Raw genomic sequence first — 15,834 nt, 5'->3', positions numbered from 1 at the left:
CCCCTGGGGGGTATCAAGTCAACCCGACTCAGCGCTTGCCTTAGCTACCCCCCGGGGGTATGCATGGACATCGGCGGGGGTACCCCTACCCCGTATCCTGTTTCGACCGCGGCCCCACCCGTCAGGAGGAACCATGTCCACCACCACGTACGCCGTCGCCGGAATGAGCTGCGGCCACTGCAAGGCCACCCTCACCAAGGTCATCGGCGAGCTGGACGGCGTCACCGAGGTCGGCGTCGACCTCGCGACCGGCCAGGTCACCGTCACCAGCGCCGCCGAGCCGGACGACGCCGTGATCGCGGAGGTCGTCGACGAGGCCGGCTACGAGCTGACCGGCCGCGCCGCCTGACCCGCACCCCGACCCCATCGGAGCCGTCCCGGCACCCGGCTCCGCCCGCACCCGTACCAGGAGCAGTGATGACCACCACCGCGTCCCACCCCACGGCCGAGGTAGAACTCGCCATCGGCGGCATGACCTGCGCCTCGTGCGCGGCGCGCATCGAGAAGAAGCTGAACCGCATGGACGGCGTGACCGCCACGGTCAACTACGCCACCGAGAAGGCGAAGGTCAGCTACGGCGACGAGGTCTCCGTCCAGGACCTGATCGCCACCGTGGAGGCGACCGGGTACACCGCGCAGGAGCCCGCGCCGCCCGTGCGGGACACGCGGGACACGCCCGAGAGCAGCGACGCGGACGACGAACTGCGGACCCTTCGGGAGCGGTTGATCACCGCCGTCACGCTGGCCGTACCCGTCGTCGCGATGGCCATGATCCCGGCCCTCCAGTTCGAGTACTGGCAGTGGCTCTCGCTCACCCTGGCGGCGCCCGTCGTGACGTATGCCGCCTGGCCGTTCCACAAGGCCGCGTTCACCAATCTGCGGCACGGCGCCGCCACCATGGACACGCTGATCTCGGTCGGCACATCCGCCGCGTTCGTGTGGTCGCTGTGGGCGCTGTTCTTCGGCACGGCGGGCGAGCCCGGCATGACGCACCCCTTCGAACTGACCATCTCCCGCGGTGACGGCTCCGGGAACATCTATCTGGAGGCCGCCGCCGGCGTCACCGCCTTCATCCTGGCCGGGCGCTACTTCGAGGCCCGCTCCAAGCGCAAGGCCGGCGCGGCACTGAAGGCGCTGCTGGAGCTGGGCGCCAAGGACGTCACCGTGCTGGGCGCGGACGGCGGTGAACGGACCATACCGGTCTCGGAGTTGAAGGTCGGCGACCGCTTCCTGGTGCGGCCCGGCGAGAAGATCGCCACCGACGGCACGGTGGTCGAGGGCTCGTCGGCCGTGGACGCGTCGATGCTCACTGGCGAGTCCGTGCCGGTCGAGGTCGCCCGGGGCGACGCGGTCACCGGTGCCACGCTCAACGCGGGCGGCCGTCTCGTCGTCGAGGCCACCCGGGTGGGCGCGGACACCCAACTCGCCCGGATGGCCAGGCTGGTGGAGGACGCGCAGAACGGCAAGGCCGCGGCACAGCGGCTCGCGGACCGGATCTCCGCCGTCTTCGTACCGATCGTGATCGCCCTCGCGCTGGGCACCCTCGGCTTCTGGTTCGGCACCGGCGCCGGACCGGCCGCCGCCTTCACCGCCGCGGTCGCCGTACTGATCATCGCCTGCCCGTGCGCCCTGGGTCTGGCCACGCCGACCGCGTTGATGGTCGGCACCGGGCGGGGCGCGCAGCTCGGCATCCTGATCAAGGGTCCTGAGGTGCTGGAGTCCACGCGCAAGGTCGACACGATCGTCCTCGACAAGACGGGCACGGTGACCACCGGCCGGATGACGCTGCTCGCCGTGCACACCGGCGACAACGCCGAGGAGAGCGAAGTCCTGCGGCTCGCGGGCGCGTTGGAGCACGCCTCCGAGCACCCGATCGCCCGCGCCGTGGCCGAGGGGGCACTGGAGAAGCTCGGTTCGCTGCCGACGCCGGAGGACTTCGCGAACGTGCCCGGCCTCGGCGTGCAGGGCGTGGTCGACGGCCACGCGGTGCTGGTGGGCCGGGAGCAGCTCCTCGCGATGGGGGTCCCCCCGCTCGAGCGAAGCCGAGAGTGGGGGAGGGCGATGGAGCTGCCGGCCTCCCTCGCGCACGCCAAGTCCGAGGCCGAGGCGGCGGGGCGTACCGCCATCGCGGTCGCCTGGGACGGTGAGGCGCGGGCGGTGCTGGAGGTGGCCGACGCGGTCAAGGAGACCAGCCCGGAGGCGATCCGGCGGCTGCGCGACCTCGGTCTCACCCCGATCCTGCTGACCGGCGACAACCGGGCCGTGGCCGAGTCCGTCGCCCGGGAGGTCGGCATCGCGCCGGAGCACGTCATCGCGGAGGTGCTGCCGCAGGACAAGGCCGACGTCGTCAAGCGGCTCCAGGGTGAGGGCCGTTCGGTGGCGATGGTCGGCGACGGCGTCAACGACGCGGCCGCACTGGCCCAGGCCGACCTGGGGCTTGCGATGGGCACCGGCACGGACGCCGCGATCGAGGCCGGCGACCTCACCCTGGTGCGGGGCGACCTGCGCGTCGCCGCCGACGCCATCCGGCTCTCCCGCAGGACGCTCGGCACCATCCGGTCGAACCTGTTCTGGGCCTTCGCCTACAACGTCGCCGCCCTGCCGCTCGCCGCTGCCGGACTGCTCAACCCGATGATCGCCGGAGCGGCCATGGCCTTCTCGTCGGTGTTCGTCGTAGGCAACTCGCTGCGGCTGCGGTCGTTCCGGGCCGCGGACTGAATCCGCGCACAGGGAACTGAGGGCGCCGCACATGCGGCGCCCTCAGCCATGTCGCCGGTGTCAGCCGAAGGCCTTCACGGCCTGGTAGTAGGTCCACGCGGTGCTGTTGCAGGCGCTCTTAGTCGCACCGCCGTAGCCCGCGCAGACACGCTTGAGGTCCTCGTAGAAGGCGCTGTCGAGGCGCGACTTGTTGGCGCTGAAGGTGCCCAGCGCCTTGTAGTTGCGGTAGCCGAAGTCGTGACGGGCGCAGGACGTGGAGAACGGGAAGCCGAAGGGGTTGTCGGGCGAGGAGGAGCAGTAGTCCGTGGACCAGTCGAAGCCGTAGGCGGACCAGGCGGATCGGTTGGCTCGGGCCGCGACCCAGGCGTTGTGGCTGGACGCGCTGGTCTGGGTCCAACTGGCGAGGACCTGGGGCTTGTCGGCGGGCGCGGCCCCGGCGGACGGGGCGGCGCCGAGGACCGTGCCGAGGGTCAGGGTCGAGGTGGTCAGTGCGGTGGCGAGTCTGCGGTGCATTCCACACCTCCATGAGACTACGACCCGTCCCTCGGGTCGCAGGTTCATGACAAGATGATTGACACGCCAACCATCCTTCACACCGCAGGTGTCCCAAAGGGGCCCTTAACTCTTGGACATGCCGTTGCGTCGGATATGAACGGCGGTCAGCGCCAAGGCCAACGGCCCAGGGGCGAGGAACGCGAGCGGCACCAGCATCCAGGCGCACAGGGCCGCGGTCGCCACCGCGAGCAGCACCAGTCCGCTGCCGCCCGGGTCCCGGACCGAGTCCCGGGCGGACTCCCGCAGCGCCGTCCGCCAGTCGGTGAGCGACTCGGGGCGGGCGCAGGCCCCGAGGCCCACGACCAGGGCGGCCGCACCGATGGCACCGGCCGCAACCGCGAACACCGGTGCCCCGGGCAGCCCGGCGCCGGCGAGCGCCAGATCAGCGGCGAAGAGCAGCGCCCCCAGGACGGCGGCCGCGCCCGCCGCGAGGTCACCCGCCCGCAGCCGCCGCCGTAGCACCGCGAAGTACCGCCCCGCGGTGGCCGGTTGCCCCTCCCCCGCGCCCCGCAGCACCGCGCACGCCGTCGACAGCGCGGCCGGGACGGTCACCACGGGCAGGCAAGCCACGGCGGTGGCGAGACCGACGCTCAGCACGTCGGCGAACAGGGTCATCCGAGGCCCGAAGACCTCGCCCGGCTCCTGTGTCCCCATGCCGGTCACCCCTTCAGCCCGGAGCTGGCCATGCCCTCCACCAGCAGCCGCTGGAAGGCGAGGAAGAACAGCACGATCGGCAGCAGCGCGATCACGGACAGCGCGAACATCGGGCCGAACGCCGAGGTACTGGAGGCGTCCACGAACGAGCGCAGGGCGAGCGTCAGCGTGAACTTGTCCGGGTCGAAGAGATAGATGAGCTGGGTGAAGAAGTCGTTCCACGTCCAGATGAAGGTGAAGATCGCCGTGGTGATCAGCGCGGGACGGGTGAGCGGCAGGACGACCTTGAAGAAGCTGCGGAAGGGACCGCAGCCGTCGATACGGGCCGCCTCCTCCAGCTCGCGCGGCAGTCCGCGCATGAACTGCACGATGAGGAAGACGAAGAAGGCCTCCGTGGCGAGGAACTTCGGCAGGATCAGCGGCCAGTAGGTGTTCACCAGGCCGAGCTGGTTGAAGATGATGTACTGCGGGATCAGCACGGCGTGGTGCGGCAGCATGATCGTGGCGATCATGAACGCGAACAGCGGTCCGCGGAAGCGGAAGCGCAGGCGTGCGAAGGCGTAGGCGGCGAGCGAGCAGCTGATCACGTTGCCGAGGACCGCGCCGCCCGCGATCAGCAGCGAGTTGCTCAGCAGCCGCCAGATGGACACGTCGTTGACGCCGTCCAGGGCCGTGGAGTAGTTCGACCACTCCAGCCGGCTGGGCAGCAGGTCGAGACTGGCGATGACCTCGTCGGCCGGCTTGAGCGAGGTCGCCAGCAGCCAGGCCAGCGGGTACAGCATCACCAGCAGCGCGGCCAGACAGCCGACGTGCAGGGCGATCCGGCCCCAGGCGACGGGCTTGCGGACAACCGGGGTTGTGGTCGTGGTCATCGGTCCCCCTCGGAGGCGTAGAAGACCCAGGAGCGCGAGGTGCGGAACAGCACCGCCGTGACGACGCCGATGACGATCAGCAGGACCCAGGCCATGGCGGAGGCGTAGCCCATGTGGGAGGCGACGAAGCCGCGGTCGTAGAGGTAGAGGGTGTACACGAGGGTCGAGTCGGCGGGGCCGCCCTTGCCGGCGCCGATCGCGAAGGCGGGCGTGAAGACCTGGAAGGCCTGGATGGTCTGGAGCACGAGGTTGAAGAAGAGGACCGGGGACAGCATCGGCACCGTGACGGACAGGAACTGCCGCCACTTGCCGGCCCCGTCGACGGCCGCCGCCTCGTACAACTCGGCCGGGATCTGCTGGAGTCCCGCGAGGAAGATGACCATGGGCGCCCCGAACTGCCACACCGTCAGCAGCGCCACGGCGAGCAGCGCCCAGCCGGGCTTGTTGACCCAGCCGCCGGTGCCGAGCAGGTTGTCCACGGTGCCGCCGTCGTTGAAGACGGCGCGCCAGACGAGGGCGATGGACATGGACGCGCCCAGCAGGGACGGGGCGTAGAAGGCCGACCGGTAGAAGCCCTTGCCGCGTTTCATGGACTTCAGGGCGAGCGCGACGGCCAGGGCGAGGGCCAGTTGCAGGGGCACGGCGATGACGACATACGTCAGGGTGGTCACGACCGAGCGCCAGTAGCGCGGGTCCTCCGTGAACATCTGGACGTAGTTGCGCAGGCCCACCCAGCGCGGCGGGTTGAACAGGTCGTAGTCGGTGAAGGACAGGTACAGCGACACGGCCATCGGCAACAGCGTCAGGACGATCGCGCCGAGCACCCACGGGGAGAGGAACACCCAGGCGGGGCCCTGGCTCTCACGCCTGGGGCGGCGCTTCGGGGTGGTGGTGGCCCCCGGTTTCCTGGTGGCGGGCGCGGGGATGTCGGTGGTGGTCATGACCTCAGCTCCGCCTTCGCCTCGGTGACGTAGTTCTCGGCCGCCTCGCGGGGCGACATGCGCTCGTACGACACCTGGTCGTAGTCGCGCTGGAAGGTGGCCTGGAGGGCGTTGTCACCGGAGGGCGGGGCCTGCGGCGGGTCCTTGAGGGAGCCCTCCAGGGACGACTGATACTCGGCGATGGTCTTGTCGAAGTCCTTGAGCTGGGACGCGGTCTCCTCGCGGATCGACTCGTTGACGGGGATGCCGCGACTGGCGCCGAGGATCCTCGCCGCCTGCTCGTCGTTGATGAGGAAGTCGACGAGCTGGGCCGCCTCCTTGGGGTGATTGGTGCCCGCGCCCACGCCCAGGAACATCGACGGCTTGAAGTACTGGCCGGGGGTACCGTCCTCGCCGGACGGCATCGGGGCGAGCGCGACACCGGTCGGTATGAGGGCGAGGAAACCGCTGGCCGGGGCGTCCCAGTTGGCGTCGGAGACGGCCTCGCCGCGCCCGAGCGGGGTGTTCTCCACGGAGCCGTCGAGCTGCGTGGTCTGCTCGGCGGGCGAGACGGCGCCCTCCCGCCGCAGCTTGTCGGTGAAGGTCCACCAGCGGGTCAGGTCGTCGGCGGTGAAGCCGAGCCCGCCGTCCTCGGTGTAGAGGGACTTGCCCCGGCCGCGCAGCCAGACCTCGAAGCAGTCCTCGCTCTGGCCGGGGTCGGTGGCGCCGGGCTTGCCGGTCTTCTTCGCCAACGCCCGCATGGTGTCGGCCCATTCGCTCCAGGTCCAGCTCTTCCCCGGGAGCGGCACACCGGACGCCTTCCACGCCTTCACGTCATAGGCGACCGTCTCGGTGCCGCGTCCCTGGGGGATGGCGTACTGCGTGTCGTCCAGCCGGCCGGTGGCGAGCAGACCGGGGTCGATCTCACCGGTGCGCAGTACGGCCTTCTGCTCGGCGAGGTCGAGCAGGACGCCGCCGGAGGCGTACTGGTCGATCTGCCGGTAGTCGAGCTGCATCACGTCGGGGGCGTCGCCCCCCGAGGCCTGGACGGCGAGCTTCTGCTTGTAGGCCTCGTAGGCCGAGAACGACGTCCGCACCTGGATGTTCGGATGCTGTTTCTCGAACAGGGCGACGGCCTGCTCGGTGCGTTCCGCGCGGTCGGGGTTGCCCCACCACGTGTAGCGCAGCACGACCTTGCCGCCGCCGACCGACTCCCCGGATCCTCCACAGCCGGCCAGCATCGCGCAGAGCGCGAGTGCGGCGGCCGACGCGCAGAACCCCTTTGTCCTGTGTCCGGGCATGCCGAGGTCACCTCTTCTCTCCTCGGTCCTTCTGTTGGCCCCCCTCGGCCTCCCTCGCTCCCCCGGGCGAGCTACTCGCCCTGGTACGGCAGCGTGACCCCGGGCAGGTTGTACTCGTCGCGGCGGCCGCACATCCCGAACCCGCCGAGCCTGGTGGGCCCGGCCTCGTGCGCGGTCGCGTCGGCGAGATACGCCGGTTCGCCGGCCTCCAGCGCGTCGAGCTGGGCGCCGGTGCGCTCGGCGGTGGCCAGCGCGCCCGCCCGCCACAGCTCCCGCCAGTTCGGCACCTTGGCCCGCACAAGCCGGGCCGCCGCCTGCTGGAACTCCCGGTACGGGCCGCTGTCACCGGCGACGAGCGCCTCGCGCAGCACGAGGTAGCCCTCGACGGCGAGGTCCCTGCGGCGCCGCGCGGCGGCCGCCGTGTCCGGGCCGGTGCCGGGTGGCAGGGCCGCCACCGCCGCGTACCGCTCCGGATCCGCGAGCACCTCGGGCGGGAAGGTGAACACGGCGTCCCCGGCCTCGGGCAACCCGCTGTTCTGCATCAGCACGGTGATGCGCAGATCGCCGCCCTGGACCATACGGTGCACGGTGCCGGGCGTGAACCAGGCGACCGAGCCCGGCTCCAGGGGGACGTCCCGGTAGCCGTCGGGGCTCAGCGTCTGCACGGCGCCCCGGCCGCCGGTGACGACGTACGCCTCCGTGCAGACCAGGTGCAGATGCGGGCTGCCGCCGCACACACCGTCGGCGGCCTCCCAGTCGTAGGCGCTGAGATGGGACAGGCCGACGGCGCCGGGCAGCGGGTGGGGCAGGTTCGGCTTCACCTCCGCATTCGGCTTCGCCACGGCATTCGGCTTCGCCACGGCATTCGGCTTCACGACGGCATTCGGCTTCACCACTTCACCGGGCCTCACCACGGCATTCCCTCCAGGTGGGCGGTCACCTGCTCCCGGTCCCAGGCCCCGTCGGCGAACACGACGCGGTACCGGTAGGCGAAGGACTCACCGGGCGGCAGCTCGAACTCCTCGAAGAACGCCCAGGAGAACGCGACCGTCGGGATCGGCTCGGAACGCACGAACCAATGGGACTCGTGGATGGCATCCACGTTCTCGGGCGCGTGCGCGAACACGAGCGTGGAGTGACCGTCGATGTCGTCGTGCTCGGTGGTGAAGGCGAGCCACGGTCCCTGACTGCCCATCAGCTTGTCGGCGTCGGCGTCGGATTCCGGGGCGAAGGCGGTCCCGCCGGTGAAGTCGCGCGGGCCGCGCCACTGGAGCCCGGTGTATCCGGCCAGCTCCCGCCCCTCGGTGGTCGGGGACCCGAACCGCAACGGCTCGGCACGGACGTTGGTGAGCTCGATCGACCAGTCCAGCGCCCAGGCGCCGGCCGCCTCGTCCACCGAGTGCACGGTCAGCCCGCGCACCTCGCGCGCCCACTCCTCACCGCCGTTGGCCACCCAGGTGAGTTCCTCGGTGAAGGACAGCCGGTCGTCCTCGACGGTGAACTCGCCGAATCCGTCGTGCCGCATCGAGCCGACCCGTTCGGGCAGCGGCAGGTAACCCTGGCCGTGGACATAGCAGTTGCCGCCCCAGAAGTTCTGTCCGGACAGATGACTCGCCGTCATCTGCAGGCCCTTGTGCCAGCGGTGGTCGCTGGGCCGGTAGCCGGTCACGGTGTGTCCGGCGAGGGTGCGCACGGGGTGGGCGTACGGCTTGCGGGACTCGAAGGCCTCCGGGTCGGGGCGGTAGACGTACCGCAGGATCTCGGTGCCGTTCGCGGCCGTGACGGCGATGTGGTCGCCGTGCGCGTGGGTGACGCGGATGCTCATGCGCGCTCCTTGGGGGCCCAGTGGGGGTGGTCTCCGTGCATGGCCGGGTAGAAGGGGTCGCCGGGCAGGATCTCGCCCGCGTGCACCGGGCCGTCCGTGAACGCGGCCTTGTAGAGGGCGGCGGCGAAGTCGAGGGTGGCCCGGGCGTCGGGGCCGCTGCCCGGGGGCCGGACACCGTTGTCGTAGGCGTCGAGGAGGGCGCCGAGCTGTGCCGTGTGCGAGCTGGGGACGTCCGCCACCGGGGTGCGCCAGGCGGTGGCCCGCTCGGAGGGGACGTGCGGGGCGGGGGTGTAGACCCAGTCGTCGTTGCGGTGGCCGTACAGGTGGGTGAGTTCGACCGTCGCGTCGGCGCAGTCGATGCGGATGCGGCTCACCTCGTGCGGGGAGAGCACGCTGTTGACGACGGTGGCGAGGGCGCCGTTCTCGAACCGGACGAGGGCCGTGGAGACGTCCTCGCTCTCGGTGTCGTGGACCAGGCGCGCGGCCATGGCCCGGATCTCCGCCCACGGCCCGAGCAGATGCAGCAGCAGGTCGAACTGGTGGATGCCGTGCCCCATCGTCGGCCCGCCGCCCTCGCTGGCCCACTTCCCGCGCCACGGCACCGCGTAGTACGCGGCGTCCCGGTGCCAGGTCGTCTGGCAGTGCGCGACCAGCGGGGCGCCCAGCTCACCGCTCTCGATCAGCTGCCGGGCGTGCACGGCGCCGGAGCCGTACCGGTGCTGGAACACCACGGACGCGTACGCGCCCGACGCCTCCTCGGCCGCCGCGATGTCGTCGTACTCGGCGAGCGACAGACACAGCGGCTTCTCGCACAGCACCCAGGCGCCCGCCTTGAGCGCGGCGACCGTCTGCTCCCGGTGCAGCGACGGCGGCGTGCCGATCAGGACCAGGTCGGGGCGTACGGCGTCCAGCATCTCGCCGGTGGAGGTGTACCCGGCGACGTCCGCGCCCGCGAGCTCCCGGAAGGCGTCCAGCCGGGCCGGGTCCACGTCGACGGCGGCGACCAGCTCCACCCGGTCCGCGTGGTGTCTCAGGGCGGAGAGATGGCTGCCGCTGACGATGGCGCCGGTGCCGATCACGGCGACGCGGCGGCGGGCAGGGCGTGGGGACATGCGGTACTCCTCGGACGGCCGGCGGACAGCCCGCTCAGAAAGCGCTTGCACTTCGAGGGCGACCCTAGGCAGGGAGCGAATGTCAGGACAACCCCTCTGCGGCGACATGAACAAAGCCTGACTGTCCGGCCCGGCTCACCCCGGGGCACGCTCCCCTTCCGGACGGGCGCTCAAACGGGATGAAGATCACGAAGGGTGTCAGCCGATCGGCTGGGCGGCCTCCGCGCCCGGCCGCGGCCGGGTCCGGGCCTCACTGACAAGGCCGAGTCGGGCGAGGAACTGCTCCAGAGTGAAGGCGGCCATACCCAGGCCCACGGCGTTGCCGGGCACCTCGGACACCTCGACGGTGAGGCCGGGAAGGGAACCCGGCAGCACATGACGGGGCAGTTCGTCCCGTACGGCGGGGACGAGCCACGGTGCCAGCATGCCGGGCAGCCAGCCGGTGAGTGTCACCACCGGGACGTTGAGCAGGTTGACGAGGTCGCCGAGGGCCGCTGCCAGATAGCGGCCCGTGCGCCGGACGAGCTCCCGCAGCACCGGGTCCCCGGCGGCCAGGCCGGCGGCGACGGAAGCGACGAGATCCCGCTGCCCGGGCTGTCCCAGCGCCGGATGGGCCGGGTCGATCTCGGCCAGCGTCGTCTCCAGGCCGGGAGCGCCGACGTAGGCCTCCACGCACCCGTGCCGTCCGCAGTGGCACGGGCGGCCGTCCATCATCAGGAGCGTGTGTCCCCATTCGCCGGCGTTGTTGGTGATGCCGCGGACCAGGGTGCCCTCGATGGCGATGCCGGCTCCCGCTCCGGTGCCGATGTTGACCACGGCCAGGCTGTCGACGGCGCGCCCGGCGCCGAACCACATCTCGGACAGGATCGCCGCCTTGAGCGGATTGTCGACGTACACCGGCAGCCGCAGCCGCTCGGCCAGCAGTTCCTCGATGTGGACGTCGTGCCAGTTCCAGTTCGGCGCGAAGACGGAGACCCCGGCGTCGTGGTGCACATGGCCCGGCATGCTGACCCCGACTCCCACGATCCGGTCGCGGTCGGTGCCACCCGCGTCCAGGGCGGCCTCGATGGCGGCGACGATGCCGTCGACGACGTAGGCCTGGTCGTTCTGGTGCTCGTCCAAGGCCGCCTCGTGCCGGCCGAGGACGCCGAGCGCGAGGTCGTACACCGTGGCGTCGACGTATGTCTCGGCCACGTCGACACCGACGACCCGGCCACGGTCCGGGTTGATCGTGAGCCGTTCGTACGGCCGTCCCACGGCGTTGCGTTCCACGGCGGCGACGTCCAGCACGCCCTCTGCCAGGAATCCGCCGACCAGGGTCGTCACGGTGGCCTGGCTGAGGCCCGTGTGCCGGGCGAGTTCCTGGCGGGAGGACGGCCCGAGGTCGAACAGCGCGTGCAGCACCTCGAAACGGTTCTCGCTGCGGACGTCTCGGGCCGTGTGCCGGGCCACCGGTCCTCCCCCTCAGTCGGTCGGTCCCCCCAGCCACAGCGTACGGATCTCCGGCGTCCCACGCCCCTCAATACCCTGCGCGAGCAGGGTCAGGCCCGGCCAGTTCGGCGGTACCCAGAGCGCGTCGGGGTCACCGCCCGAGAAGTCGGGCCGTTCCCCGGCCCAGACGCGCCCCACGCACTCTCCGCCGGCCCATCCGGTCACCCGGACCTGTGTGGCGTCCAGCCGGACCAGATATCCGTCGGGCGATGCCGGCAGGTCGACGTCGAGCCATGCCTCCTCCCCCGGTTTCAGCGCCAGCGGGAGCCGGACCTGCTCCGTACGGCCGGAGCCGCCGGCGAACGCCGTCAACAGCTCGTCGTCCTGCACCGCGCACGACCAGTCCCGTACGGCGTCGAGCGCGAGCAGCTCGGCGCGCGGGCCGGGGCCGCTCGGGTGGTGCGGAAGCGTGACCGAGACCTGGTGGGTGCCGGCGCTCAGCAGCACCCAGGGGTTCTCGGCGTGGACGGTCTCCGGTTCCCCGTCGTCCACGCTGACGCGCAGCGGTTCGACGACGCCGGGGATGTGCAGCGCGGCCGGAGTGGGCGAGTGGACGCTGCGGCGATAGGTGACCGGCACCCCGACGCGCGTACTGCTCCAGCCGCCGAGGCCCCGCAGGGGTGCCGGGTCGCCCGCCCAGTGGCCGTGCACGGTCCACAGGGCCGACACGTCCGTGGTGTCCCGGACCTTCCAGAGGGTGCCCAGGCCCCGCAGCGCGCCGAGGCGGAGCGCGGGCAACCGGGCGTCGTCGAAGTTGGCGTGGCCCCAGATCTCCACCACGGCCTCGATCGCGACGTCGCCCGTGACGTCTTGGACATCGATACGCCGGGTCGCTCCGAACCCGGCGATCGTCGGGAGCGTGCGGCCCGCGACCGACAGGTCGACGATGTCCGCCGCGCCGGTGAGCAGGAGCGCGTCGACGTCCGTCAGATCCGTGGTGGTCCGGTAGGCGCCCCGGCCCCGGTACACCCCGAGCGACTCCAGGGTGGGCGGCAGTTCGTGCGGCCCGGCCGGCCGCTCGGGGGCCGTCTCGGAGCGCCGCCGCACCTCGTGCACGGCGGTCGGTCCCGCCTCGCCGGGTCGCTCCGGTGCGTCGGTGAGGTGGACCGTGCCGTCCGGGTCGACCGACCGCAGCCGTGCCGCCTCGGCCGACGGCAGCGCGACGAGGGTGAGCCGGGCCAGGGTCCGCCGCCCGGACACCGGGATCTCGGTCCGGGCGCCGTCCAGTACGACGGTGACGGGCACGTCGGAGGAGAACACCAGCACCCGGTCCGTCCGTGCCACGAGGTCCGCCGAGGCGAGCTCCAGGGTGGCCCCGGCGAGCGGTACGTCCACCGCCATGAGGGGGCACGATCCCGGCGCCACCGCGACCGGCACGCCCTGGACCACCGCCGTGCCCGGTCCGGTCCCGAGATGCGGTACGGCCACCAGCCGGCCGCCTCCGGGAAGGTCCAGCGCCGCCGGGACCGAGGCCGTCGGGAAGTCGCAGCTCGGCTTCTCGTGCAACGACGGTGTGGCCAAGGCGAGTTCGGTACCCCAGGTCTCGACGACCCGGGCGAGTACCTGCGCCTCGGCGTACTCCGGACGTGCCACGCCGGTCGACGTGACGTATCCGCCGAAGTCGTAGCCATGGCTCATGAAGTTGCCAGGGCGCCCCCAGTTGCCGCTCGACGGGGTGTAACCGAAGTTCCAGCCGGACGACTGGAGATACGGTGCGATCAGCTTGGCGCCGCTCGCCAGCAGCCTCCGCAGGGTCCGGTGGCGCCGGTTGGTCTCGGTGACCAGCAGCGGCACGCCGCGCTCCGCGACCAGAGCCGCGTAACGGCGCACCTCGGCCTCGATGTCCGGGGAGTCGTCGTCCGGGTAGAAGTTGCAGGCCGGTACGACTCCGACCACGTCCCCGGTGGCACCCGCGAGGTCGCCCTGTCCGGAGCAGGCGATCAGCGGGACGGAGATGCCGTGCCGAAGTGCCGTGTCCCGCAAGGAGGTCATGTATCCCTCGCGGTCCGCGCAGTCGAAAAAGTCCAGCTCGTTCTCCAACTGCACCATGATCACCGAGCCGCCCGCCCCGTACTGGCGTTCCGCCAGCAGCGGCAGCACCTGGTCGAACCACGCGGTGACCTGCTCCAGATAGCGGGGCTCGTTCTGCCGGACGCTCAGCTCCGGGTCCAGGCCCAGCCAGGCGGGCAGCGCGCCGCCGTCCCACTCGGAGCAGATGTACGGCCCGGGCCGCGCGATGACGTACAGGCCCGCCTCGTGTGCGAGGTCCAGGAAGGCGGCGACGTCACGGCGGCCCTCGAAGGACCAGCGGCCGGGCGCCAACTCGTGGAAGTTCCAGGGCAGATAGACGTCGACGCAGGTGTAGCCCGACGCCCGAACCTGTTCCAGCCGCTCGCGCCACTGCTCCCTCGGGAGGCGGAAGTAGAACAGGGACGCGCACAGCAGTGTGCGGGGACGGCCGTCGATCCACACGCCCCGGCCGTCCACATGGATGGTGGTCACTTCACTCCCGCGCTTCCGCCGCTGATGTCCATCTCGTACAGGTACTTCTGGCCCAGGTAGTAGACGATGATCATGGGCAGGGCGAGCAGGACCGAGCCGACCATGACCAGGTTCCACGCCGGTGACTGGCCGGCCGCCGAGGTGCTGGTGATGTACTGGATGCCCAGGGAGAGCGGCATCTTGGACTCGTCGTTCAGATAGATCAGCGGGCCCATGAAGTCGCCCCAGGTGTGGGTCAGGGTGAAGATGCCGATCGCGATCAGCACCGGCCACAGCATCGGCAGCATGATCCTCCGGTAGATGCCGAAGAATCCGAGGCCGTCGACCATGGCCGCCTCGTCGAGCTGGCTGGGCAGCCGGGAGACGAACTGCCGTACCAGGAAGACGTTGAAGGCGTTGGAGAAGAAGTTCGGCACGATCAGCGGCAGATAGGTGTTCACCCAGCCCAGGTCCCGGAAGAGGATGAACTGCGGGATCATCGTGATCTGCGTCGGGATCATCATGGTGGCGATGACGATCAGGAACAGCGCGTTCTTGCCGGGGGCCCGCAGCCGGGCGAAGGCGTAGCCGACCAGTCCGCTGGAGAGCATCTGCCCGGCGACCGAACAGAGCGAGATGATCACGGAGTTGATCAGGAAGCGGCCCATCGGCAGTTCGGAGCCGAAGACCCGGGTGAAGTTCTCCCAGTGGAACTCGGTCGGGAAGAGGGTGAAGGAGTTGGTGTTCACCGTCGCGTCGCTGGAGAGCGCGATGGACCCGACGAACACCAGCGGCATGGTGAGGATCGCCGCCACGATGATCAGCGTCGCGTAGGTGAACGGGGTGGCGCGGAACGCCCGTACCGTGCCGGGGCCGTGGCCCCCACGGCCCTTGCGCTGCGGGCCGCTCTCCTTCGTCCGCTGCGGCGCCGGGGTGGTCAGGAGGCCGGTCATCACTTCACCTCGGTTTCGTAGAACACCCAGCGCCGGGCGGTGCGGAATGCGATCAGTGTGAAGACCAGGACCACGAGGAACAGCAGCCAGGAGATCGCCGACGCATAGCCCATGTGGTAGTTGCCGAAGGCCTCGTCGAAGAGGTACGGCACCATCGTCTCGGCCCCGTCGTAGGCCGCGCGCAGCTTGCCCTTCGGCACCAGGATGTACACCTGGGCGAAGACCTGGAAGGCGCCGATCATCCCCATGACCAGGTTGAAGAAGATGATCGGGGTCAGGTGCGGCAGCGTGATGCTCCAGAACTGCCGTACCGGGCCCGCGCCGTCGACCTCGGCCGCCTCGTACAGCTCCCTGGGGATGCCCTTCATGGCGGCGAGCAGCAGCACCGTCGCGGCGCCCGCGCTCCATGCCGACATCACGACCAGTGCGGGGATCGCCCAGTTGCCGTCGAGCAGCCAGGCCGGTCCCGAGACGCCGAACAGGCCGAGCCCGTCGTTGAGCGGGCCGTTCGGGGCCAGCACCTGGCGGAAGATCATCGCCGTGGCGACCAGCGGCACCAGCGTCGGCAGATAGATCAGGGTGCGCAGCAGTTTCCGGGCGCGTACCTGCTTGTTGAGCAGATTCGCCAGCCACAGGCCGAGCACCAGACCGAGCGGGACCGAGACCGCCGCGTAGTAGAAGGTGTGCCACAGCGTCCGCCAGAACCTGGGGTCGTCGGTGAGCAGCGTGACGTAGTTCTCCAGCCCGATCCAGGTCGGCGGGGTGAAGGAGTCCCAGTCGGTCATCGAGTAGTAGACCGACGCGATCATCGGTCCGAGCAGGAAGACCAGGAACCCGAGCACCCACGGCGAGACGAACAGATAGAACCAGAGCGCCTCACGGCGCCGCCGCTTCGACGACGTCCCGGACTTCGGGACGCCCGTCGAAGCGGTCTTCGAGAGGATCGCCATCG

General features: G+C 70.9%; 14 protein-coding genes. 2 read left to right on the top strand and 12 right to left on the bottom strand.

Annotated features, from left to right (window positions below):
• The first annotated feature begins 133 nt into the window (after positions 1 to 133).
• Together L0P92_RS04580 and L0P92_RS04575 are read left to right on the top strand one after the other, a co-directional pair.
• Entirely contained in the window at positions 134 to 349 is a 216-nt protein-coding gene (locus L0P92_RS04580) for a heavy-metal-associated domain-containing protein (protein WP_234761190.1), read from the top strand.
• A 68-nt stretch (positions 350 to 417) separates the two neighbouring features.
• Positions 418 to 2,718 carry a heavy metal translocating P-type ATPase gene (locus L0P92_RS04575; protein WP_234761189.1) on the top strand — a complete coding sequence of 767 codons (2,301 nt, stop codon included), beginning with the start codon at positions 418 to 420 and terminating at the stop codon, positions 2,716 to 2,718.
• Positions 2,719 to 2,778: 60 nt separating this feature from the next.
• On the opposite strand, the gene L0P92_RS04570 is transcribed toward L0P92_RS04575, so the two are convergent.
• The 12 genes from L0P92_RS04570 to L0P92_RS04515 all read right to left on the bottom strand — a co-directional run bounded on the left by L0P92_RS04570 (position 2,779) and on the right by L0P92_RS04515 (position 15,832).
• Positions 2,779 to 3,231 (bottom strand): phospholipase, encoded by a 453-nt coding sequence (locus L0P92_RS04570; protein ID WP_234761188.1) that lies wholly within the window; start codon positions 3,229 to 3,231, stop codon positions 2,779 to 2,781.
• Between the two features lie 105 nt (positions 3,232 to 3,336).
• Positions 3,337 to 3,927, bottom strand: coding sequence for a hypothetical protein (locus tag L0P92_RS04565; RefSeq protein ID WP_234761187.1), 591 nt, complete (start codon positions 3,925 to 3,927; stop codon positions 3,337 to 3,339).
• Between the two features lie 5 nt (positions 3,928 to 3,932).
• The gene (locus L0P92_RS04560; protein WP_234761186.1) at positions 3,933 to 4,799 is read right to left on the bottom strand and encodes a carbohydrate ABC transporter permease; all 867 of its coding nucleotides are present in this window, start codon (positions 4,797 to 4,799) and stop codon (positions 3,933 to 3,935) included.
• On the bottom strand, positions 4,796 to 5,740 hold the full coding sequence (locus L0P92_RS04555; RefSeq protein ID WP_234761185.1) for a carbohydrate ABC transporter permease: 945 nt from the start codon (positions 5,738 to 5,740) through the stop codon (positions 4,796 to 4,798). The genes L0P92_RS04560 and L0P92_RS04555 overlap by 4 nt, the downstream gene beginning before the upstream one ends.
• A complete protein-coding gene (locus L0P92_RS04550) occupies positions 5,737 to 7,020 on the bottom strand; it encodes an ABC transporter substrate-binding protein (RefSeq protein WP_234761184.1) in 1,284 nt (427 codons plus the stop codon). The genes L0P92_RS04555 and L0P92_RS04550 overlap by 4 nt, the downstream gene beginning before the upstream one ends.
• A gap of 71 nt (positions 7,021 to 7,091) precedes the next feature.
• Positions 7,092 to 7,862, bottom strand: a complete 771-nt coding sequence (locus L0P92_RS04545; RefSeq protein ID WP_234761183.1) for a cupin domain-containing protein — start codon at positions 7,860 to 7,862, stop codon at positions 7,092 to 7,094.
• A 65-nt stretch (positions 7,863 to 7,927) separates the two neighbouring features.
• Positions 7,928 to 8,845: a DUF6807 domain-containing protein gene (locus L0P92_RS04540; RefSeq protein ID WP_234761182.1), complete on the bottom strand. Its 918-nt coding sequence runs from the start codon at positions 8,843 to 8,845 to the stop codon at positions 7,928 to 7,930.
• Entirely contained in the window at positions 8,842 to 9,957 is a 1,116-nt protein-coding gene (locus L0P92_RS04535; RefSeq protein WP_234761181.1) for a Gfo/Idh/MocA family protein, read from the bottom strand. Before L0P92_RS04535 ends, L0P92_RS04540 begins: the two co-directional genes overlap by 4 nt.
• Positions 9,958 to 10,155: 198 nt before the next feature.
• On the bottom strand, positions 10,156 to 11,409 hold the full coding sequence (locus tag L0P92_RS04530) for an ROK family transcriptional regulator (RefSeq protein WP_234761180.1): 1,254 nt from the start codon (positions 11,407 to 11,409) through the stop codon (positions 10,156 to 10,158).
• A 12-nt stretch (positions 11,410 to 11,421) separates the two neighbouring features.
• Positions 11,422 to 13,950, bottom strand: coding sequence for a beta-galactosidase (locus tag L0P92_RS04525; RefSeq protein WP_234761179.1), 2,529 nt, complete (start codon positions 13,948 to 13,950; stop codon positions 11,422 to 11,424).
• Positions 13,947 to 14,882: a carbohydrate ABC transporter permease gene (locus tag L0P92_RS04520; protein ID WP_234761178.1), complete on the bottom strand. Its 936-nt coding sequence runs from the start codon at positions 14,880 to 14,882 to the stop codon at positions 13,947 to 13,949. The genes L0P92_RS04525 and L0P92_RS04520 overlap by 4 nt, the downstream gene beginning before the upstream one ends.
• The gene (locus L0P92_RS04515) at positions 14,882 to 15,832 is read right to left on the bottom strand and encodes a carbohydrate ABC transporter permease (RefSeq protein ID WP_234761177.1); all 951 of its coding nucleotides are present in this window, start codon (positions 15,830 to 15,832) and stop codon (positions 14,882 to 14,884) included. Before L0P92_RS04515 ends, L0P92_RS04520 begins: the two co-directional genes overlap by 1 nt.
• Positions 15,833 to 15,834: the final 2 nt, after the last annotated feature.

Source organism: Streptomyces muensis, assembly GCF_021474425.1.
Taxonomy (GTDB): Bacteria; Actinomycetota; Actinomycetes; order Streptomycetales; family Streptomycetaceae; genus Streptomyces; species Streptomyces muensis.
The sequence above is the reverse complement of the archived record's forward strand: the minus strand, read 5'-3'. Positions and strand labels throughout refer to the sequence as shown.

Bases quoted from the DNA above. Each gene is read 5' to 3' on its own strand.
- L0P92_RS04535 (WP_234761181.1), bottom strand. From the start codon at position 9,957: ATGTCCCCACGCCCTGCCCGCCGCCGCGTCGCCGTGATCGGCACCGGC.
- L0P92_RS04580 (WP_234761190.1), top strand. From the start codon at position 134: ATGTCCACCACCACGTACGCCGTCGCCGGAATGAGCTGCGGCCACTGC.
- L0P92_RS04520 (WP_234761178.1), bottom strand. From the start codon at position 14,882: ATGACCGGCCTCCTGACCACCCCGGCGCCGCAGCGGACGAAGGAGAGC.
- L0P92_RS04565 (WP_234761187.1), bottom strand. From the start codon at position 3,927: ATGGGGACACAGGAGCCGGGCGAGGTCTTCGGGCCTCGGATGACCCTG.
- L0P92_RS04540 (WP_234761182.1), bottom strand. From the start codon at position 8,845: ATGAGCATCCGCGTCACCCACGCGCACGGCGACCACATCGCCGTCACG.
- L0P92_RS04560 (WP_234761186.1), bottom strand. From the start codon at position 4,799: ATGACCACGACCACAACCCCGGTTGTCCGCAAGCCCGTCGCCTGGGGC.
- L0P92_RS04515 (WP_234761177.1), bottom strand. From the start codon at position 15,832: ATGGCGATCCTCTCGAAGACCGCTTCGACGGGCGTCCCGAAGTCCGGG.
- L0P92_RS04570 (WP_234761188.1), bottom strand. From the start codon at position 3,231: ATGCACCGCAGACTCGCCACCGCACTGACCACCTCGACCCTGACCCTC.
- L0P92_RS04575 (WP_234761189.1), top strand. From the start codon at position 418: ATGACCACCACCGCGTCCCACCCCACGGCCGAGGTAGAACTCGCCATC.
- L0P92_RS04550 (WP_234761184.1), bottom strand. From the start codon at position 7,020: ATGCCCGGACACAGGACAAAGGGGTTCTGCGCGTCGGCCGCCGCACTC.
- L0P92_RS04555 (WP_234761185.1), bottom strand. From the start codon at position 5,740: ATGACCACCACCGACATCCCCGCGCCCGCCACCAGGAAACCGGGGGCC.